Annotated in this window: 22 protein-coding genes and 2 pseudogenes; 12 read left to right on the top strand and 12 right to left on the bottom strand. The window is 70.8% G+C overall.

What is annotated here, in order from left to right; genetic code table 11:
• Positions 1 to 39: 39 nt before the first annotated feature.
• Both VTA80_RS01985 and VTA80_RS01980 read left to right on the top strand, forming a co-directional pair.
• Positions 40 to 186 (top strand): hypothetical protein, encoded by a 147-nt coding sequence (locus tag VTA80_RS01985; protein WP_407343749.1) that lies wholly within the window; start codon positions 40 to 42, stop codon positions 184 to 186.
• Between the two features lie 28 nt (positions 187 to 214).
• Positions 215 to 943: a PIG-L family deacetylase gene (locus VTA80_RS01980; protein ID WP_407343748.1), complete on the top strand. Its 729-nt coding sequence runs from the start codon at positions 215 to 217 to the stop codon at positions 941 to 943.
• Here the strand turns inward: VTA80_RS01980 and VTA80_RS01975 are convergent.
• Both VTA80_RS01975 and VTA80_RS01970 read right to left on the bottom strand, forming a co-directional pair.
• On the bottom strand, positions 930 to 1700 hold the full coding sequence (locus tag VTA80_RS01975) for a sigma-70 family RNA polymerase sigma factor (RefSeq protein ID WP_407343747.1): 771 nt from the start codon (positions 1698 to 1700) through the stop codon (positions 930 to 932). The two genes, VTA80_RS01980 and VTA80_RS01975, sit on opposite strands and share 14 nt — an antisense overlap.
• 9 nt (positions 1701 to 1709) lie before the next feature.
• Complete coding sequence (locus tag VTA80_RS01970; protein ID WP_407343746.1) at positions 1710 to 1952, bottom strand: DUF2892 domain-containing protein; 243 nt, start codon at positions 1950 to 1952, stop codon at positions 1710 to 1712.
• 211 nt (positions 1953 to 2163) lie between these two features.
• Here VTA80_RS01970 and trxA point away from each other — a divergent pair, with 211 nt between their 5' ends.
• From trxA to VTA80_RS01950, 4 genes are all read left to right on the top strand, one after another.
• Complete coding sequence (gene trxA / locus VTA80_RS01965) at positions 2164 to 2544, top strand: thioredoxin (RefSeq protein WP_407343745.1); 381 nt, start codon at positions 2164 to 2166, stop codon at positions 2542 to 2544.
• A gap of 78 nt (positions 2545 to 2622) precedes the next feature.
• Positions 2623 to 2886: a metal-sensitive transcriptional regulator gene (locus tag VTA80_RS01960; protein ID WP_407345645.1), complete on the top strand. Its 264-nt coding sequence runs from the start codon at positions 2623 to 2625 to the stop codon at positions 2884 to 2886.
• Between the two features lie 12 nt (positions 2887 to 2898).
• Complete coding sequence (locus VTA80_RS01955) at positions 2899 to 3507, top strand: class I SAM-dependent methyltransferase (protein ID WP_407343744.1); 609 nt, start codon at positions 2899 to 2901, stop codon at positions 3505 to 3507.
• 10 nt (positions 3508 to 3517) lie between these two features.
• On the top strand, positions 3518 to 4447 hold the full coding sequence (locus tag VTA80_RS01950) for a hypothetical protein (RefSeq protein ID WP_407343743.1): 930 nt from the start codon (positions 3518 to 3520) through the stop codon (positions 4445 to 4447).
• Positions 4448 to 4469: 22 nt separating this feature from the next.
• Here VTA80_RS01950 and VTA80_RS01945 read toward each other — a convergent pair whose 3' ends face one another.
• The 9 genes and pseudogenes from VTA80_RS01945 to VTA80_RS01905 all read right to left on the bottom strand — a co-directional run bounded on the left by VTA80_RS01945 (position 4470) and on the right by VTA80_RS01905 (position 9958).
• On the bottom strand, positions 4470 to 4946 hold the full coding sequence (locus VTA80_RS01945; RefSeq protein WP_407343742.1) for a Dps family protein: 477 nt from the start codon (positions 4944 to 4946) through the stop codon (positions 4470 to 4472).
• 2 nt (positions 4947 to 4948) lie between these two features.
• Entirely contained in the window at positions 4949 to 5392 is a 444-nt protein-coding gene (locus tag VTA80_RS01940) for a Fur family transcriptional regulator (RefSeq protein WP_407343741.1), read from the bottom strand.
• Positions 5393 to 5440: 48 nt separating this feature from the next.
• Complete coding sequence (locus VTA80_RS01935; RefSeq protein WP_407345644.1) at positions 5441 to 5728, bottom strand: rhodanese-like domain-containing protein; 288 nt, start codon at positions 5726 to 5728, stop codon at positions 5441 to 5443.
• A 156-nt stretch (positions 5729 to 5884) separates the two neighbouring features.
• Positions 5885 to 6652, bottom strand: a pseudogene (locus VTA80_RS01930) (FAD/NAD(P)-binding oxidoreductase); the annotation flags it as partial.
• Positions 6535 to 7134 carry an FAD/NAD(P)-binding oxidoreductase gene (locus tag VTA80_RS01925; protein ID WP_407345643.1) on the bottom strand — a complete coding sequence of 200 codons (600 nt, stop codon included), beginning with the start codon at positions 7132 to 7134 and terminating at the stop codon, positions 6535 to 6537. The pseudogene VTA80_RS01930 and the gene VTA80_RS01925, both read right to left, overlap by 118 nt.
• A gap of 95 nt (positions 7135 to 7229) precedes the next feature.
• Entirely contained in the window at positions 7230 to 7616 is a 387-nt protein-coding gene (locus tag VTA80_RS01920) for a rhodanese-like domain-containing protein (protein ID WP_407343740.1), read from the bottom strand.
• Between the two features lie 175 nt (positions 7617 to 7791).
• The gene (locus tag VTA80_RS01915; protein ID WP_407343739.1) at positions 7792 to 8304 is read right to left on the bottom strand and encodes a DsrE/DsrF/DrsH-like family protein; all 513 of its coding nucleotides are present in this window, start codon (positions 8302 to 8304) and stop codon (positions 7792 to 7794) included.
• A 58-nt stretch (positions 8305 to 8362) separates the two neighbouring features.
• On the bottom strand, positions 8363 to 8677 hold the full coding sequence (locus tag VTA80_RS01910; protein ID WP_407343738.1) for a TusE/DsrC/DsvC family sulfur relay protein: 315 nt from the start codon (positions 8675 to 8677) through the stop codon (positions 8363 to 8365).
• Between the two features lie 15 nt (positions 8678 to 8692).
• The gene (locus tag VTA80_RS01905; RefSeq protein WP_407343737.1) at positions 8693 to 9958 is read right to left on the bottom strand and encodes an NAD(P)/FAD-dependent oxidoreductase; all 1266 of its coding nucleotides are present in this window, start codon (positions 9956 to 9958) and stop codon (positions 8693 to 8695) included.
• A 302-nt stretch (positions 9959 to 10260) separates the two neighbouring features.
• Between VTA80_RS01905 and VTA80_RS01900 the strand changes: the two genes are divergently transcribed.
• Positions 10261 to 10674 carry a DUF6855 family protein gene (locus VTA80_RS01900; protein WP_407343736.1) on the top strand — a complete coding sequence of 138 codons (414 nt, stop codon included), beginning with the start codon at positions 10261 to 10263 and terminating at the stop codon, positions 10672 to 10674.
• A 28-nt stretch (positions 10675 to 10702) separates the two neighbouring features.
• Complete coding sequence (locus VTA80_RS01895; RefSeq protein ID WP_407343735.1) at positions 10703 to 11932, top strand: amidohydrolase; 1230 nt, start codon at positions 10703 to 10705, stop codon at positions 11930 to 11932.
• Between the two features lie 84 nt (positions 11933 to 12016).
• On the opposite strand, the gene VTA80_RS01890 is transcribed toward VTA80_RS01895, so the two are convergent.
• Positions 12017 to 13627 carry a DUF222 domain-containing protein gene (locus VTA80_RS01890; RefSeq protein ID WP_407343734.1) on the bottom strand — a complete coding sequence of 537 codons (1611 nt, stop codon included), beginning with the start codon at positions 13625 to 13627 and terminating at the stop codon, positions 12017 to 12019.
• Positions 13628 to 13952: 325 nt separating this feature from the next.
• Between VTA80_RS01890 and VTA80_RS01885 the strand changes: the two genes are divergently transcribed.
• The 4 genes and pseudogenes from VTA80_RS01885 to VTA80_RS01870 all read left to right on the top strand — a co-directional run.
• The gene (locus VTA80_RS01885; protein ID WP_407343733.1) at positions 13953 to 15104 is read left to right on the top strand and encodes a 4Fe-4S dicluster domain-containing protein; all 1152 of its coding nucleotides are present in this window, start codon (positions 13953 to 13955) and stop codon (positions 15102 to 15104) included.
• Between the two features lie 30 nt (positions 15105 to 15134).
• Positions 15135 to 16007 (top strand): FAD/NAD(P)-binding protein, encoded by an 873-nt coding sequence (locus tag VTA80_RS01880; protein WP_407343732.1) that lies wholly within the window; start codon positions 15135 to 15137, stop codon positions 16005 to 16007.
• 1 nt (position 16008) lies between these two features.
• Entirely contained in the window at positions 16009 to 16818 is an 810-nt protein-coding gene (locus tag VTA80_RS01875) for a hypothetical protein (protein WP_407343731.1), read from the top strand.
• Positions 16815 to 17135, top strand: a pseudogene (locus VTA80_RS01870) (nickel-dependent hydrogenase large subunit); the annotation flags it as partial. The gene VTA80_RS01875 and the pseudogene VTA80_RS01870, both read left to right, overlap by 4 nt.
• Positions 17136 to 17212 lie beyond the last annotated feature (77 nt).

The following is a 17212-nucleotide window of genomic DNA, read 5'->3' as shown; positions in this document are numbered from 1 at the left end:
CAGCCCACTCGTGAATGCCTGACCGAAGGGAAGACGACGATGGACAACGTCGACGATCGGATCGCCCTGGCACCTCTGCCCACCGCGCGCACCGTGCGGCGCCGGAAGTCGCTGCCGGTGCAGCTCGTGCGGTTCGCGCTGATCAACCTGCGCATGATCACGATGGTGCGCCGGGGTCACCACTAGACGAAGACCCCTCGTCGAAAGGTCGGCCATGCCTGGCTCGGTGGAACCCGCAACGCCCTCGTCTGTCCCCGCGTGGACGTCGATCCTCGTGGTGGTCGCCCACCCCGACGACGAGTCGTTCGGCCTGGGCGCGGTGCTCAGCGACCTGTTGGCGCGCGGCACGTCGGTCGAGGTGCTGTGCCTGACTCGCGGGGAGGCGTCCACCCTGCACGGCGTGGCCGGGGACCTGTCGGCGCTCCGGCAGGCGGAGCTGCAGGAAGCGGCAGCTGCCCTCGGGGGCGCCGGGACCGTGCTGCGCGACTATCCGGACGGCGGATTGGCTGACGTGCCCGTCCGGCTCCTGGTCGACGACGTCCTGGCGGCGGCCCGTGCGGGTGCGGCCGAGGCGATGCTCGTGTTCGACGTCGATGGCGTCACGGGTCATCCTGATCACGCGGCCGCTTCGCGCGCGGCCGTCGAGGCCGCCGCTCACCTCGGGGTCCCGGTCCTCGCGTGGGTGCTGCCCCATGACGTCGCCGACCAGCTCAACGTCGAGTTCGGTGCGTCGTTCACGGGTCGTTGGCCGCAGGAGATCGACGTCGTGCGCCGGATCGACCGCACCCGGCAGCGCGCGGCGATCGCCGCGCACGCGAGCCAGGCGGTGCCCTCGAGCGTCCTGTGGCGACGCCTCGAGCTGCTCGGCGAGACCGAGCACTTGCGTTGGTTGGTGGGGTCGCCGACGCCGGCGCTCGCCTCGGGCGCGGTCACTGATCGGTGAGAAGTAGCCCGGCGATCCGGTCGGCCAGCGGCGGGGGGATCACGGTGTCGGCGTCGCGAAGGGCGCCCAGGGCGTCCCGGGTGCCGACGAGGCTCGCGTAGAGGGGCGGGCAGGTCGGGCACACCTGGAGGTGTCGCTCGACGAGCGCCCGGTCCGGAACGCCGAGCTCGTCGTCGAGGTAGTTCGAGACCTTGCTCCGCGCATCCCAGCACGGCAGCGGCACGCCCTGGAGCGCGCTGCGGCGCTCGCTGCCCTGGGCCAGGGCGCTGACGAGCATCATCCGGCCGCGCCGCAGGCGTTGCTTGGCGGCCGGCAGCCCGATGCCCTGGATGTCGGCGATCTCGGCCACCGTCATGCCCTCGGCGTCGTGCAGCACGACGGCCGTGCGGTAGATGACCGGCAGTCGGACCAGGGCGTCCTGCAGTTCTGCGCGGGTCTCGGACCGCTCGATCACGACCGCGGCGTCCACGGTGTAGTCGTTGGCGTGCCACTTCTCCTCCACCGCACGCTCGACGTCGCCGGTCGCGTCTTCGCGGTCCTGACGGAACTGGTCCACCGCCAGGTTGTGCAGGATCCGGTGCAACCACGTGGTCAAGGACGCCTCGCCGCGGAACGAGCCGGCTCGTTGCAGGCCGCGGAGCAGGGTCTCCTGGACGAGGTCCTCGGCCAGCGGGGCGGTGCGCACGATCGTGCGGGCGTACCGGAGCAGGCCGGGGACCTCATCGGAGAGCAGAGCGGCGATGTCGGCGGTGACCACACCCGGAGGCTACCGAGCGGAGGAACGCTCCGGGTGGGATGCCGTCGTCGGCAGGGGGCAGGTGTGCAGCCCGAACATCGAGTAGATCGGGCAGGTGCTGGCCAGCGAGGTCGCGAGCATCACGGCCGCCAGGGCGTAGGCGACGACGGCGAGCCAGCCGAGCGGGCCGACGAGCAGGCCGAGGACGACGAGCACCGGCGCGACCACGAAGGCACGCAGCTTGCGGTCGGTCGAGCCGAGGTTCTTGTTCATGATGTTCCTCCGAGGTGGGCCGGGGTGGATCGCTCACGCTTCATCGACGGTCAAGACCCCGTCAGGGATACCGGCGCAGACAGTGACGCGCATCACTCCCGGGTCGGGTGGTCGAGGCTGCGGGGGACTCCGGTCGGAATAGATCTCGCGATTCGTTGTTATACCCCCTAGGGTATACACATCAGGTATCCGCCCAGCGTGAGGAGACACCATGTCCACCGTCAATCTGACCGGCGCCACGTTCGAGCAGGCGATCCGGGGCAACGACATCGTCCTGGTCGACTTCTGGGCCGCGTGGTGCGGCCCGTGCCGCCAGTTCGCGCCCATCTTCGACAAGGCGTCCGAGGAGCACGCGGACATCGTGTTCGGCAAGGTCGACACCGAGGCCGAGCAGGTCCTGGCCGGCCAGGCCGGCATCACGTCGATCCCGACACTGATGGTGTTCCGCGAGAACGTGCTCGTGTTCTCCCAGCCCGGTGCGCTGCCCGCTGTCGCGCTCGAGCAGGTCATCAGCGGGGTCAAGGGCCTGGACATGGACGACGTCCGCGCCCAGATCGCCGCGCAGGACGCCGCCCGCCAGTCCGTGTCCTGAGACGTCGTCATGGCGACCGGAGGGGATGAGCTGTCGCCCGGGGTGTCCTGGATCGCGGGCGAGGACCAGGGCGCGCCGATGGAGCTGGACCCGGACGAGATGGGCAAGGTCATCAACCGGCTCAAGCGCGCGCAGGGCCAGCTGGCGGGCGTCCTGCGCATGCTCGAGGCCGGCCGCGACTGCGAGGACATCGTCACCCAGCTGTCCGCCGTCAGCCGCGCGCTCGACCGCGCGGGATTCGCCATCATCGCCACGGGCATGCGGCAGTGCTTGATCGAGGCTGACGGGAGTGAGACGTTGCACGTGCAGAAGCTCGAGAAGCTCTTCCTCTCTCTCGCCTGAAAGGTCACGACCATGGATGCAGCCGCCTGGGACGTGCGCTACGCGACGGATGAACTCATCTGGACCCCAGAGCCCAACCGATGGTTGGTCGAGGCCCTGGCGGATCGGCCACCCGGGGTAGCGCTCGACCTCGGGGCGGGGGAGGGGCGCAACACCCTGTGGCTCGCCCGCCGGGGCTGGGACGTCACGGCGGTCGACTTCTCCCGCGAAGCGATCCGCAAGGGTCAGGCGGTCCAGGCGGCGCACGCCCCCGAGACGGTCGGGCGCGTGACGTGGGTGCGCGCGGACCTGCTGCACCACGTCCCGGAGCCGCGCTCCAGCGGCGCCGTGGTCGTGATGTACGTCCACCTCCCGGCGGCCCAGCGGCGCGAGCTCGTGCGGGTTGCCGCTGCCGCGGTGGCGGTCGGCGGCCTCCTGCTCGTCGTCGGGCACGACTCCACCAACCCCGCCGAGGGCGTAGGCGGCCCGACCGACCCCGCCATCCTCTTCACCGCGGCGGACGTCGTAGCCGACCTCGCCGGGCTCGGCGGGCTCGAGGTCCGTCGGGCCGAACGGCGCGAACGCCCTGTCGGGTCGGCCACGGCGCTCGATGCTGTCGTCGAGGTGTACCGCACTGACTAGGACCGAGCGGGTGGCAATCGAGCCGGTGTTGACCGTGCGTACCGTGGCGATCGAGTCGTGCCGGGCACGCGAGGGCGCCGCGCTCGAGCGTTGGGGGGTCGTCACCGCCGGGCGTTCGTTGTGCTCGCTGTCCCGCGCGGGGGAGTCCGTCCCGGCAGCCAAATACCACGAAGGGGCGGTTGCTGCTCTGTTCGAGGCCCGCCAGGCCGTGGTGTCGATCCCGGGGGACGTCGCGGCGGACGACGTCCGCGCCGCCCTCCTCGGCGTCGGCGCGCGCTGGCGCGGTGAGTCCGGCACAGCCGGTCGATCCGGGCCGGACTGGGCCGGCTACCTCGCCGGGGGGATGGATGCGCTCGACCAGTTGATCCGCGACCAGTCGAACGACGACAACGAAGGTCCGCACGACGACGAAGGATGTGATGTGGTGCCTCGGACCGATCGAGAGCTCGATGGTGTCGTGGTGGTCCGGCCGGACCTTCCCGTCCTGGACGCGCTCGCAGCAGCGGGTGCCGCGCGCCCCGAGGACGACCTCGGCAGCGGCCCAGCCTCGTCGGGCCGGCGGTTCGCCCGAGCGCGCGCGCTGTGGCCGGTGCGCCGGATCGCGGCCGTCGTCGCGCTGACCCCGGCGCTGATGGTCGTGCTTGTGGCGGTCTCGGGCGGGCGGGCGACGGCGATCCCGGGCGGGTGGACCGCGCTCGTCGCGCTGATCGCCGCGACGTCGGCGACGACGCTCGCGACCTACCTGCCGCTCCCGGGAGCCGGTCGCCGGCTCGACCTTGGCTGCACGCCCTGCGCGTCGGTCGCGGCGCTGAGCGTGGTCATCGCCGCCGCCGTCCTGACCTCGACCCCCCACGACGTGCCGACCGCGATCCTGGCGGTCGGCGTCGCGGGGTTCGGGCTGCGTCAGCGACTGACGAACGCGAGCACCTGCGCTGCGTAGCGCTCAGACGAGGATGTAGCGCTCAGGCGAGGATGCTGCGGAGCATCCAGGCGGTCTTCTCGTGGACGTCGAGGCGTCGGACGAGCAGGTCGACGGTGACCTGGTCCGGTGCCCCCTCGGCGAGCGGCATCAGCGTACGGATGGTCCGCGCCGTGGCTTCGTGCGCCGACACCAGGCGGCGCACCATCTCCTGCGCGTCGGGGAGGTCGGTGTCCTCGGGCACGACGGTCAGTGCGGCGAACTGGTGATAGCTCGCCGGGGCCGGGGCGCCCAGCGCGCGGATGCGCTCGGCAATTTCGTCGACCGCCAGGGCCAGCTCGGTGTACTCGACCTCGAACATCGCGTGCAGCGACAGGAACATCGGGCCGACGACGTTCCAGTGGTAGTTGTGGGTCTTCAGGTACAGCGTGTACGAGTCGGCGAGCACCTTCGACAGGCCCGCCACGATGTCCGTGAGCTTGGCGGCGGGGATCCCGATGTCGATCGTCTGCTGGGTCATGTCTAGCTCCTGGTGGTGATAGGGGTGGGGGCCGACGGCGTCTGGCAGCGGGGGCAGGTGCCCCAGAAGACGACCTCGGCCTCGTCGATCTCGTAACCCGCGGGCGCGGTGGTGGTGAGGCACGGGCCCGACGCGGTCGCGCAATCGACGTCGGACACCTCGCCGCACGAGCGGCACACGAGGTGATGGTGGTTGTCTCCGACGCGACGCTCGTACCGCGCCGCGCTGCCGGCCACCTCGATGCGGCGCACCAGACCGGCGGCGGCGAGGGTGTCGAGCACGTGATAGCTCGCCTGCGTCGAGACGGAGCCGATCCGGGCGCGTACCCCGGTGGCCACCTGGTCGGTGGTGAGGTGGCTCCGTTCGGCAAGCACCTCGAGCACGGCCACCCGCGCGGCCGTCACCCGAAGGTGCCGGTCGCGCAGGAGGTCGGCCGAGGTGATCATGCGCCTACGATAACTCCGTTAATGGAACCGATCAAATGTAGGAGTTACTCACACGACGGCCACGAGGGATCGCGATGCGGCGAGGACCGCCTGAAGGGTGAACCACCCGCCGGAGAGGTTGCGGGCGTCGAAGCCCTCGCCGATCAGGATGCGAGTCGCGAGGTAGGACCGCACGCCGCTCGCGCAGTGCACGCTGATCTCTCGACCGTCGGCTGCGGCCCGGACCTCCTCGAGCCGCTCGCGCAGCTCGAGGTGGGGGATGTTGAGGGCGCCGTCGAGGTGCCCCTCGGCGTACTCGGCGCGCGAACGCACGTCGAGCACCAGCGAGTTCGCCATGACCTTGTCCAGGTCCCAGGCCTGCCACTGCGGCATCGTCCCGTCCAGGACGTTCTGGGCCACGAACCCGAGCATGTTCACCACGTCCTTCGCGGAACCGTACGGCGGGGCGTAGGCGAGCTCGAGCTCGGCGAGGTCATCGGCGGTCATCCCCGCCCGGATCGCGGTCGCGAGCACGTCGATGCGCTTGTCCACCCCCGCCCGGCCGACCGCCTGGGCACCGAGCAGCGTGCCGTCGGGCGCGAAGCTCGCGACCAGGTGCACGGTCTCGGCGCCGGGGAAGTACCCCGCGTGATGACCCGCGTGCAGGTGCACGACCTCGTGGGCGATGCCCGCGCGGTGCAGCGTGACCTGGTTGGCGCCGGTGGTCGCCGCGGTGAGGTCGAACACCCGCACGATCGCGGTGCCCAGTACGGCGGCCTGAGGAGTGGTGGCGTGCCCGCAGATGGAGTCGGCGGCGCGTCGGCCCTGGCGGTTGGCCGGACCGGCCAACGGCACCGGTCCCGTCGTGCCCGTGATTGCGTGGGTGACCTCGACCGCGTCGCCGACGGCCCAGATGCGCCAGTCGGAGGTGCGCTGGTCGCCGTCGACGACGATCGCGCCCGTGGCCCCGAGGTCGAGACCGGCCTCCCGGGCGAGGGTGCTCGCCGGGCGGACCCCGACGTTGACGATGACGAGGTCGGCGGTGAGGGACACGCCGTCGGACAGGGTGACCGTGACGACGCCGGTCGGGCCGGTCTCGCTCGACTCGGTGGCCGCAGGCTCGACGGGGGACACGGACTGGGCCGAGACGCCCAGGCGCAGGTCTACCCCGTGGTGGGCGAGCTCGGCCGCGAGCAGCGGGGCCAGCTCCGCATCGAGGGGAGGCAGGACGTGATCGGCGAGCTCCACCAGGTGGACCTGGAGCCCGCGCGAGGCCAGCGCCTCGACGGCCTCGAGCCCGATGAAGCCGGCGCCGACGACGACCGCGCGCGGGGCGGGGGCCCGGCGGGACGATCCGCGAGCAGGCCGTCGACGGTTCCTCGCAGGGCATCGACGTCGGGAACCGTGCGCAGCGAGTGCACCGAGGGGTGGTCCAGGCCGGTGATCGGCGGCCGCACCGGGACCGCGCCGGGCGCGAGCAGCAGTGCGTCGTAGGCGAGGCGGTAGGTGCGCTCGGCCGTCTGGACGACGACCTCCTGCGCCCCGCGCGCGATCTCGACGACCCGGTTTCCGGTGCGGACGTCCAGGTTCAAGGAGGCGGCCAGGGAGGCGGGGGTGTGCAGCAGCAGCGCATCGCGCCGGGTGATCTCCCCGGATAGGTGGTACGGCAGGCCGCAGTTCGCGAAGGACACGTAGTCGCCCTGCTCGAGCACGATGATCTCGGCGTGCTCGTCGAGCCGGCGGGCCCGCGCCGCGGCGCTCATGCCCCCGGCGACGCCTCCGACGATGACGATCCGGCGTCGGCCCTCCTCGATCGAGGGGTCGGTCTCGGTGATGATCGTGGTCTCGGTCGGCGTGGTCATCGCTTGACCTCCCCGCCGGCGCGCTGCCACGCGGGCATGCCGCCCGACAGGCTCGCGGCCTCGAAACCGAGACCCCGCAGGTGCTTGGCCGCGGTGCGCGACCGCATCCCGCTCGCGCACACCACGACGACCGGGCGGTCCTTCTTCAGCCGGCGGGCGGCCTGGTCGATCTGGCCCAGCGGGATGTGCAGGGCGCGCGGGGCGTGACCCGACTTCCACTCGCTCGACTCGCGCACGTCCAGCAGGCTCGCGCCGTCCTTCACCAGCTCGAGCGCGCGTGCGGCGTTGACCGACGAGCCGAGACGGCCGTCGCTCGGCGTGCCGCCGAACAGGCGGCGGAGCCGATCGAGGAGGGTGGATTCGGGGGCGGATGCGTTGGTCAAGGTGTGCTCCATTCGTCGCCGTCACTATACCCCGGGGGGTATCTATCTGGCGAGTTGATGACGAACCTGCTTCCGTGCAGCCCCGCCCGGGGTGTGACCCGGCACGCGGTGCGCGCCCGGTCCCCGGCGGTGTGCTGTGCCGGGGGCCGGGCGCGGGTGCGCGGAGGTCGAGGACCTAGATGAACATCAGCTGGGCGCCGTCGGTCTTCTCGATGAAGTCGCTCGCGCTGATGATCCCCTCGACGTCGTCGTAGAGGTCGGCCGCCTCCAGGTGGTTCATGTCGGCCGAGAGCCGGCAGGCCCACAGGTGCCCGCCCGAGGCCACGATCTGGTCGAGGAACTCGGGCACCTCCGGGACGTCGAGGTCGGCGATGGACTTCTTCAGCCGCGAGGTCGCCATGGCAGTCATGCCCGGCAGCCCGCCCAGGCCCTGGGGCATGTGCGTGGCGGTGTTGCCGAGCATCGTGAACTTCAGATCGCCCATCGTCTTCTTGTTGATCATGTCGAAGCCCCAGAAGGTGAAGAACAGGTGGGTCTCCACGCCCTCGCCGAGGGCCGCGTTCGCCAGGATCAGGGCCGGGTAGGCCATGTCCAGGTTCCCCTTGGAGCAGATGATGGCGAGCTTGCGACCCTCGCTCGCGCTCGTGTCGAAGCTGGGGACGATGGCCGGTTCCGTGTTGGTGGTCATGACGAGCGTTTCCTCTCAGAAGGACTGGCGGGGCAGGCGGGGTGGCGGGCGGGGGTGGTCAGACGCAGCCCACCGGCTTGGGCAGGCCCGCGATGTAGGCCATCTTCTTGGCGGGCTTCTGCGGGAACAGCGCGAAGAGCTCCTTGACCGGGATGCCGCCGTTGGTGGACACACGGCGCAGGGTGGCCGTCTCGCCCTGGGTCTCGAAGTCCGCGCGCAGGTAGTGCACGACCTTCCAGTGCTCGTCGGTCATGGTGATGCCGATCTGAGCGGCGAGCACGTCGCCCAGCTCCTCGTCCCACTCCTTCGGGTCGGTGAGGAAGCCCTCGTCGTTGACGTGGATCTGGTGGCCGTTGAGCGTGGTCACGGGCATGGTGGTCTTACTCCTCTACTTGGTGGCGAGCTTCTTGGCGGTGCCGTTCGCCGGCGTCTTGCCGACCATGGACATGTGCGCGGGCAGCGGGATCGGACGGCCGGGGAGCAGCATGTTCCAGTACATCCAGCGGAACGCGACCTTCCCGAGGTGGTTCGCCCGGGTCTCCTTGAGGAGGTCGAACGGCCCGGCGACCGGCAACGGGTACTTGCCCGTCAAGGGCTCGGTCTCGTAGTTGAAGTCGATCAGCAGGCCCTTGCCGTTCCCCGTCTCGATGAAGCAGTTCGCGTGCCCGTCGAATGAGCCCGTCATCGGCTTGCCGGCGATGAGCTGCAGGAAGTTGTCGACGAAGATCTCGACCGAGAAGTGCGCGACCGAGCCCGCCTTGGATGCCGGGATGTCCGACGCGTCACCGACCGCGAAGATGTTCGGGTGGGCGGTGGACTGCAGCGTCTGCTTGTCGACCGGGACGTAGTTGAGCTCGTTGCCCAGCCCGGACCGGGCCACGAAGTCGGCCCCCATGTTGAGCGGGATCGTGATCAGCAGGTCGAACGGCACCTCGCGCTCGTCGTACGAGACCAGGGTCTTGCGCTCGTTGTCGATGTGCTCGACGAGGAAGTCGGGCTCGACCACGATCTTGCGCTCGTCGAGCATCGACCCCAGAGCCTCGGAGGCGATCGGCTTGGTGAACGCGCCGGGCAGCGGGGTCACGTAGACCATCTCGACGCGGTCCCGCAGGCCCCGCTCCCGCAGCCACGCGTCCGCGAGGAACGTCAGCTCGAGCGGGGCGACCGGGCACTTGATCGGCATGTCGGTGATGTGCACGACGAGCCGGCCGTGGTCGAACGACTTGAGCGCCGCGGACAGCTTCTGGGCCCCCTCGAACGTGTAGAAGTCGAAGATGCTGCGCTGCCACTCGTCCCCGAGCATCCCGGGGGTCTGGTCGGGCCGGGGCGTCGTGCCCGACGCGATCACGAGGTAGTCGTACTCCAGCGTGCGCCCGTCAGTGAGGGTCACCGTGCTCGCCGGGCCGTCCACGCGGTCGACGTCGGCGATGACGAAGTCCACCCCGTCGGGCAGGAACGTGTGCCGTGAGCGCGTGATCTGTTCGGGGGCGAGCATGCCGAACGGCAGGAACAGGTAGCCCGGCTGGTAGGGGTGGACGTCGTCGCGGTCGACGACCGTGATGCTCCATTCGGCGGAGCTCAGGCGGTGTCGCAGCTTGTTGACGATCATCGTGCCGGCGGTGCCGGCTCCCAGCACCAGTAGTCGCTTCTTCACGGCTTGCTCCTTCGCATCTGCGGTGATGTGTCGAATGCAGTTTTGTGATGAACCCATCGGTGACTTGACCTCGCACTCCACGCTAGGAACCTCGGATCCGGTTGGTGAGTGACCAAGGTCCCATGTACCCCGTGGGGTATTTAGTCCGGTGTCCCGGTGGGCCGTGGACCGGCCGCTCACGGACCGGATCCGAGCTCGCCAAACACTGTCCGGCCGCGTCCGGGATCGGTAATGTCGAGGCACCCCTGCACGAGACGGTGGCAGGCGGGCGAACTCACGGACCACGCGAGAGGAACCACAAGATGGCTCAGGGAAGTGGTACCAAGGCCGATCCGTGGGCGCTCACGACGGCACCGGGCACGTCCGGCTACACGATGTACGTCGATGACCAGGCCGATCCGCCCGCGCTCGTGTGCCAGGTCGGATCGACGACGCTGAAGTACCACGCCCGAGCCATCGAGGACCTGACTGCGTGGCTGCGCGAGCAGGGTGACTGGGTTGATCTGGGTGCGGCCGACGAGAAGAAGCCCGTCGCGGACGGAACCGTCGAGGCGTGGGGCCGGTCGTCGGACAACCCCGTGGGCGGGTGGTACGGGCTGCGCAACGGCTATCGCGGCCGGTTCGGCATGTACCTGCCTCCGCTGCTCGAGGCGCTCGGTCTCGTGGAGCTCACGCACGACGCGCGCAACAACCGCGTTCGGGCGTTGCCGAAGTGAGCTCGGACTCGAGCGTCAGCGCGGTCGCGTGACCGCCACGACCGACCTCGGTGAGGTCTACCGCGACCTGCACGCGCACCCCGAGCTCGCGTTCACCGAGACCCGCACCGCTGCGATCGTCGCGGCCTGGCTGACGCGTTGCGGCTACGAGGTCACGACCGGCGTCGGGGTGACCGGGGTCGTCGGGGTGCTGCACAACGGCGCCGGTCCGACAGCGCTGCTGCGCGCCGACATGGACGGCCTGCCGGTGGGCGAACGGACGGGGCTGGCGTACGCGAGCACGGCGTCGGGCACGGACGAGACCGGGGCCGAGGTACCGGTGATGCACGCCTGCGGGCACGACGTGCACGTGACCTGCCTGCTCGGTGCCGCCGAGCGGCTGGCCGCCGAGCGTTCGACGTGGGCGGGGACCCTGCTGGTGGTCTTCCAGCCCGCAGAGGAGAACGTGCTCGGCGCGCGCGCCATGCTCGACGACGGCCTGTACGACCGGGTCGGGCGGCCGGACGTCATCCTCGGTCAGCACGTCGCCCCGCTCCCGGCCGGTGTGATCGGGCTGCGGTCCGGGGCGGCGTTCGCCGCGGCGGACTCGCTGCGCATCACGATGTTCGGTCGTGGTGCGCACGCCTCGCGCCCCGAGGCGTCGGTGGACCCGGTGGTGATGGCGGCTGCGACGGTCCTGCGGCTGCAAGGGGTGGTTGCGCGCGAGGTGGCCGCCACCGAGACCGTCGTGCTGACCATCGGCGCGCTGCGGTCGGGCACCACAGCCAACGTCATCCCTGACGATGCCGAGCTGCTCGTCAACGTGCGCACCTACGACGTCGACGTCCGCGCGCGGGTGCTCGCGGCGATCACGAGGATCGTCCGGGCAGAGGCCGCCGCATCCGGGGCCCCGCGCGAGCCCGAGATCGAACTGTTCCTCACGGCGCCGGCCGTGGTGAACGATCCTGGGGCCGTCGTGCGTACCGAGCCCGCGCTCGCGGGGGTGGCCAAGGTCATCGACCCGGGTTTCGTCACGGGAAGCGAGGATGTCGGCCTGCTCGCGGATGCGGCGGACGCGCCGTGCGTGTACTGGCTGCTCGGCGGCGCCGACCCGGCCGAGTTCGCCGGGGCGACGACGTTCGCTGAACTTGCCGCCCGGTCCGTGGCGCTGCCGTCCAACCACTCGCCGTTGTTCGCGCCCGTGATCGAACCGACGCTCACGATCGGGGTGGCCGCACTTGTCGCGGCAGCCCGGGAATGGCTCCCACTCGCGACCTGAGTTGGTCGATCCGCGCTTGTCAGCCGGTATCTGGCGTCAGCCAACGCGCCGGGTTCGCCGTCATGCGACGCGCTGGGTCGGCCGTCAGGCAACGCGAGCGTCTGACGTCTGGAAGAGGTCGTCGGGGTAGATCTCGCGCGCGTCGATCGGCGCATCGACCTGAGTGAGGTCGAGCTCGTTCGGTGGTTCGGGTGGTCGTGGTGGTGCGGGTGGTTGGATCCCGGGTGGTTCGGTCTGTCGGAGTTGTCGTCCGGTGGGGTCGGTGAATTGGTACCAGACGCGGGCGATGCCGGTGATGGCGTTGTAGTCGCGTGTGGTGTGGCGGGTCAGGGTGAGGTCGAGTCGGTGGACTTCGTGGTGGTGGAAGTTGCACAGCAACGCACCGTTTTCCACGGAGGTGGCTCCGCCGTCGCGTTGCCACCAGGCGAGGTGGTGGATGTGGCACCAGCGGGCGTGGGCGTGGCAGTCGGGCCAGGCGCATTCGCGGTCGCGGGCGATGACGGCTTTGCGTTGGGGTCCGGTGAACAGTCGTTCGGTGCGCCCGAGGTCTAGGGGGACTCCGTCGGCGTTGATGACGATGCGGGTCAGTTCGCAGTCGCACATGATCACGCCGAGCTCACTGGCGGGCACGGGTGTGCCGTCCTCGAGGGTCGCCGGCGCGTACCCCAGGACGGGGAGCACCGCAGGTCCCGCCCCGCACCGCGAGTCGTTCGTCGTGTCGCTGCGCCCGGAAACCTCGCCGTCGTCGTCGGTGGTGAAGCCGAAGGTGGCTAGGGCGGTGCGGCGGCGGTCGCGGTCGGCTTGGGCGGCGGCCCAGGTCGCTTCGGTGAGGATGACGGAGACCTGGGGTGGTACGTGCGCGCCGGGTTTGGTGTCCACCGACGCCAGGATGCGGTCGGCGATGGTGGCCAGGGCGTCGGCGTTGCGTTGGCCGAAGTCGCGGTCGTCGTCGGCGGCCGGTCGCGGGGTGGCCGCTTCCAGGGCGAGGGCGACCTGGTGGCCCGTGATCGAGTCGAGCAGCCCTTTGAGGTGGGTGCCGTGCGGGGTGTGGGTCAGGTGCAGGAACCTCGCGCGGCGTTGGGCCTGGTGGTCGCGTTCCAGGCCGGCGGGGTCCACGTGGGCGGCCCACCGGTCCGCGGTGCGCGCGAACGTGCCCGCGTCCTGCCCGGCAGCCAACCCCAACAACGTCTCCTGCCCGGCGGGAGAGGTGGCGGCTTCGCGTTGGGCGGGGGTGCCGGTGGCGGCGACCTTGGCGATGATCCCGGCGTGCTCCAGCGGGATACGCCCCTCGGTCACGGCCTCGCGCACGTCGGGGACGGTGTCGAGCTCGGCGGCCTGGCGCACCCGCGCGGCCCCGCCGCGCTTGCCGAGGCGGGTCTTGCGTCCGACCCACGCTTCGAAGGTCGGGTCCCCGGACCCGCGCCACGTCTCGGCGTCGCGTTCGGCGATGAGCACGCTCGACCGGATCGCCTGCAGGGTGTCGATGGTCAGGTTCAGCTCGGTGAGGATGCTCTGCCGCTCGGGCCCGGCCCACTGGGGCGCCCCCGCGGCAGCGGCGGCCAACGCCGCAGCGGCCGCGCGCAACGCGGCCACCTCGCCGCCCACCCCGCACGCGAGTCGCGCGACCGAACCGCCGTCGGCCACCCCAGGACCGTGGGTGGCGGCCACCATGCTGGCGAGAGGCGCACCGGTCACGTCCACAGCCGCCCCCTCGCCATCGAGTCGCCAGAACCGAGTCAGAAGATCGAACACCCGTGCTAATCGTACCGAACCAGGACGAAACGGTCAAGGGTTCCGATGCAATGATCTGGCGCGATTCCCGGGGCATCGTGCGCACAGCTGCAGCACGGCAGCGAACCGCGCGCCGCCCACATGCAAGGCCGATGCAGGCGCGGGACTCGAGTCCCCGCCGTCATCCCGCCTCTCCCTCGCCGATCGCGGGAGGTATGCGACAAAGGTCCCTTTATCGGACTCACCACCGCGTGCAAGCGTGGGTAGGGACTCGACGGGGAGGCATCTCATGGTGCACGAGGAGCGGTTGCTGGATCTTGCCGGGCTCCAGGGCTTGATCGATGCCCTCAGTGCTCGCGGCTACGGCGTGATGGGACCGACCGTTCGGGACGGCGCCATCGTGCACGCACCCATCGCCACGATCGACGACCTGCCTCGCGGATGGGGTGACGAGCAGGATGCCGCGCACTACCGGCTCCGGCGCCGCAACGATGACGCGCTCTTCGGGTACGCCGCGGGCGCGCAGTCACCCAAGCCGGTGCTGTTCCCGGCCGAGGAGCTCATCTGGCGCGGTCGGCGCACGGGCGAGGAGTTCACGGTCAACGAGGTCGAACCGGGCGACCCGGCTGCCGGCGACGGCAGGCCGTACGCGCTCTTCGGTGTCCGCTCGTGCGACCTGCACGCCCTGGCCATCCACGACGTCGTGCTGCTCGGTCGCGACCACACGGACGTCCGCTACGCGGCGAGGCGGTCCGGGGCGTTCGTCGTGGCGGTGACCTGCACCGATCCTGGCGGCACCTGCTTCTGCGCCTCGATGGGGACCGGTCCGCGGCCGGACGCCGGCTACGACCTTGCGCTGACAGAGCTGCTCGACGACGGCCCACACCGGTTCCTCGTCGATGTCGGCACCGAGCGAGGCGCGGAGGTCCTCGCAGAGGTCCCGACGGCTGAGGCGCCCGACGAGGACGTCCAGGCGGCCGACGACGTCGTCGCCTGGTCCGTCGCGCACATGGGGCGAACGCTCGACACCGACGGGATCAAGGACCTGCTGTACGCCAGCGTCGACAGCCCGCGCTGGGACGACGTCGCGTCGCGCTGCCTCGCGTGCACCAACTGCACGTTGGTGTGCCCGACCTGCTTCTGCACCTCGGTCGAGGACGTGGCCGATCTCACCGGCGAGGTGGCCGAGCGTCATCGCGTGTGGGACTCGTGCTTCTCGGAGGACTTCTCCTACATCCACGGCGGCAGCATCCGACCCGAGATCCGGTCGCGCTACCGGCAGTGGATCACGCACAAGCTCGGGGCCTGGCAGGACCAGTTCGGCATGTCGGGCTGCGTGGGTTGTGGCCGGTGCATCACCTGGTGCCCGGCCGCGATCGACATCACCGCGGAGGCCGCAGCGCTGCGCTGGACCCCGCAACCGGCTGCGGGCCGCAGCTAGAGGGAACGTCGGACGGGCGGGAGCTTCGCGATGAGCATGCTCGACAGTCACCACCGAACCGGGGCGGCCGCCGCGGCGGCCATCGACCCGATGCGCCCGCGGCGGTACCGCATCGGGCACACCCGGCAGGACACGCGGGACACCTTCACGCTCAAGCTCGACCCCGTGGACGCGCCCCCGATGCAGTACGCGGCGGGTCAGTTCACGATGCTCGACGCCTTCGGGGTCGGCGAGGTGCCGATCTCGATCAGCGGTGACCCGGCCCTCGGTGGGCCGCTCGAGCACACGATCCGCGACGTCGGCGTCGTCACGCACGCGCTCATCGCCGCCCCGGTCGGCTCGCTGCTCGGGGTCCGCGGACCGTACGGGACCTCGTGGGACATGGCCTCGGCCGCGGGCGGCGACGTCGTGTTCGTCGTCGGCGGGATCGGCCTCGCGCCGCTGCGGCCGGCGATCTGCGAGCTGATCGCCCACCGCGACCGGTACGACCGGGTCCTGCTGCTCTACGGCGTGCGCACCCCGGAGGACATCCTGTTCGGCGACGAGCTGCGCACCTGGGCCCACGACCACGGCATCGTCGTCGAGGTCACGGTCGACAACGGCCAGCACGCCTGGCGCGGCAAGGTCGGGCTCGTCACCCAGCTGATCCCGCGGGCGGGTTTCGACCCGCGCCACACGACCGCGTTCGTGTGTGGGCCCGAGGTGATGATGCGGTTCTCCGCCGCAGCCCTCGTGGACCGGGGCGTTCGGGAGCATCGGATCCGAATGTCCATGGAGCGCAACATGAAGTGCGGCGTCGGGTTGTGCGGGCACTGCCAGCTCCGGGAGCTGTTCGTCTGCGTCGACGGGCCGGTGCTCACCTACGACCGCCTCGCGCCGCTGCTGTCGAGTCGGGAGCTGTGACATGACCACCCAGTCGTCGACCCTGCCCAAGCTGGCCGTGTGGAAGTTCGCCTCGTGCGACGGCTGCCAGCTGACCCTGCTCAACTGCGAGGACGAGCTCATGGCCCTCGCGGGGGAGGTGGAGATCGCCTACTTCCCGGAGGCGACGCGCGCCGTCGTGGACGGGCCCTACGACGTGTCCCTCGTCGAGGGATCGGTCACGACCCCCGAGGAGATCGAACGCATCGGCCAGGTCCGCGAGATGTCGAAGCACGTCGTGACCATCGGCGCGTGCGCGACGAGCGGCGGGATCCAGGCGCTGCGCAACTTCGGGGACATCGCGGAGTTCCGGTCGATCGTGTACGCGCACCCGGAGTACCTGTCGACCCTGGCGCGGTCGACGCCGATCTCGGCGCACGTCAGCGTGGACTTCGAGCTGCGCGGGTGCCCCATCAACAAGAACCAGCTGCTCGAGGTCCTCGCGGCCTACATCCAGCGTCGCGTGCCGCGCATCCCGACCTACAGCGTGTGCGTCGAGTGCAAGCGGCGCGGTGCGGTGTGCGTCGCGGTCGCGAACGGCACGCCGTGCCTCGGACCGGTCACGCAGGCGGGCTGCGGCGCGCTCTGCCCGGCGTTCGCGCGCGGCTGCTACGGCTGCTTCGGGCCGCAGGACTCCCCGAACACCGTCGCGCTCTCGGACCGCCTGATCGCGCTCGGCATGGCCGACGACGAGGTCATGCGCATCTATCGGACGTTCAATGCCGCGTCCGAGCCGTTCCGCCGCGAGAGCGAACGACATGAGCCCGCGCGCGACGAGGGGGCGATGACATGAGCCACAAGCTGACCGACGGCGGTCAGGTGCTGCACGTCGGCACGCTGTCGCGCGTCGAGGGCGAGGGGGGCATGCACCTCGAGATCAAGGACGGTCACGTCGGCGCGGTCGAGCTGCGGATCTTCGAGCCGCCCCGCTTCTACGAGGCGTTCCTGCGGGGTCGGGCGTGGACCGAGCCGCCGGACATCACCGCCCGCATCTGCGGGATCTGCCCGGTCGCCTACCAGTTCAGCGCGTGCTTCGCGCTCGAGGACGCGTGCGGTGTCAGCGTGCCCGACACGATCCGGACCATGCGGCGGCTGCTGTACTGCGGCGAGTGGATCGAGAGCCACGCGCTGCACATCTACCTGCTGCACACCCCCGACTTCCTCGGGTACCCCGGCGCGATCGAGAT

Origin of the sequence: Pengzhenrongella phosphoraccumulans, from assembly GCF_045689905.1 — a bacterium.
Taxonomy (GTDB): domain Bacteria; phylum Actinomycetota; class Actinomycetes; order Actinomycetales; family Cellulomonadaceae; genus Pengzhenrongella; species Pengzhenrongella phosphoraccumulans.
Note: the sequence above shows the minus strand (reverse complement) of the source record. Positions and strands in the feature narration are given on the sequence as shown.

What these genes read in the sequence shown, in the direction of transcription:
- VTA80_RS01985 (WP_407343749.1), top strand. Translation starts at nt 40, where the DNA reads ATGGACAACGTCGACGATCGGATCGCCCTGGCACCTCTGCCCACCGCG.
- VTA80_RS01980 (WP_407343748.1), top strand. Translation starts at nt 215, where the DNA reads ATGCCTGGCTCGGTGGAACCCGCAACGCCCTCGTCTGTCCCCGCGTGG.
- VTA80_RS01970 (WP_407343746.1), bottom strand. Translation starts at nt 1,952, where the DNA reads ATGAACAAGAACCTCGGCTCGACCGACCGCAAGCTGCGTGCCTTCGTG.
- trxA (WP_407343745.1), top strand. Translation starts at nt 2,164, where the DNA reads ATGTCCACCGTCAATCTGACCGGCGCCACGTTCGAGCAGGCGATCCGG.
- VTA80_RS01960 (WP_407345645.1), top strand. Translation starts at nt 2,623, where the DNA reads ATGGAGCTGGACCCGGACGAGATGGGCAAGGTCATCAACCGGCTCAAG.
- VTA80_RS01955 (WP_407343744.1), top strand. Translation starts at nt 2,899, where the DNA reads ATGGATGCAGCCGCCTGGGACGTGCGCTACGCGACGGATGAACTCATC.
- VTA80_RS01945 (WP_407343742.1), bottom strand. Translation starts at nt 4,946, where the DNA reads ATGACCCAGCAGACGATCGACATCGGGATCCCCGCCGCCAAGCTCACG.
- VTA80_RS01940 (WP_407343741.1), bottom strand. Translation starts at nt 5,392, where the DNA reads ATGATCACCTCGGCCGACCTCCTGCGCGACCGGCACCTTCGGGTGACG.
- VTA80_RS01935 (WP_407345644.1), bottom strand. Translation starts at nt 5,728, where the DNA reads ATGGCGAACTCGCTGGTGCTCGACGTGCGTTCGCGCGCCGAGTACGCC.
- VTA80_RS01925 (WP_407345643.1), bottom strand. Translation starts at nt 7,134, where the DNA reads ATGAGCGCCGCGGCGCGGGCCCGCCGGCTCGACGAGCACGCCGAGATC.
- VTA80_RS01915 (WP_407343739.1), bottom strand. Translation starts at nt 8,304, where the DNA reads ATGACCACCAACACGGAACCGGCCATCGTCCCCAGCTTCGACACGAGC.
- VTA80_RS01910 (WP_407343738.1), bottom strand. Translation starts at nt 8,677, where the DNA reads ATGCCCGTGACCACGCTCAACGGCCACCAGATCCACGTCAACGACGAG.
- VTA80_RS01900 (WP_407343736.1), top strand. Translation starts at nt 10,261, where the DNA reads ATGGCTCAGGGAAGTGGTACCAAGGCCGATCCGTGGGCGCTCACGACG.
- VTA80_RS01885 (WP_407343733.1), top strand. Translation starts at nt 13,953, where the DNA reads ATGGTGCACGAGGAGCGGTTGCTGGATCTTGCCGGGCTCCAGGGCTTG.
- VTA80_RS01880 (WP_407343732.1), top strand. Translation starts at nt 15,135, where the DNA reads ATGAGCATGCTCGACAGTCACCACCGAACCGGGGCGGCCGCCGCGGCG.
- VTA80_RS01875 (WP_407343731.1), top strand. Translation starts at nt 16,009, where the DNA reads ATGACCACCCAGTCGTCGACCCTGCCCAAGCTGGCCGTGTGGAAGTTC.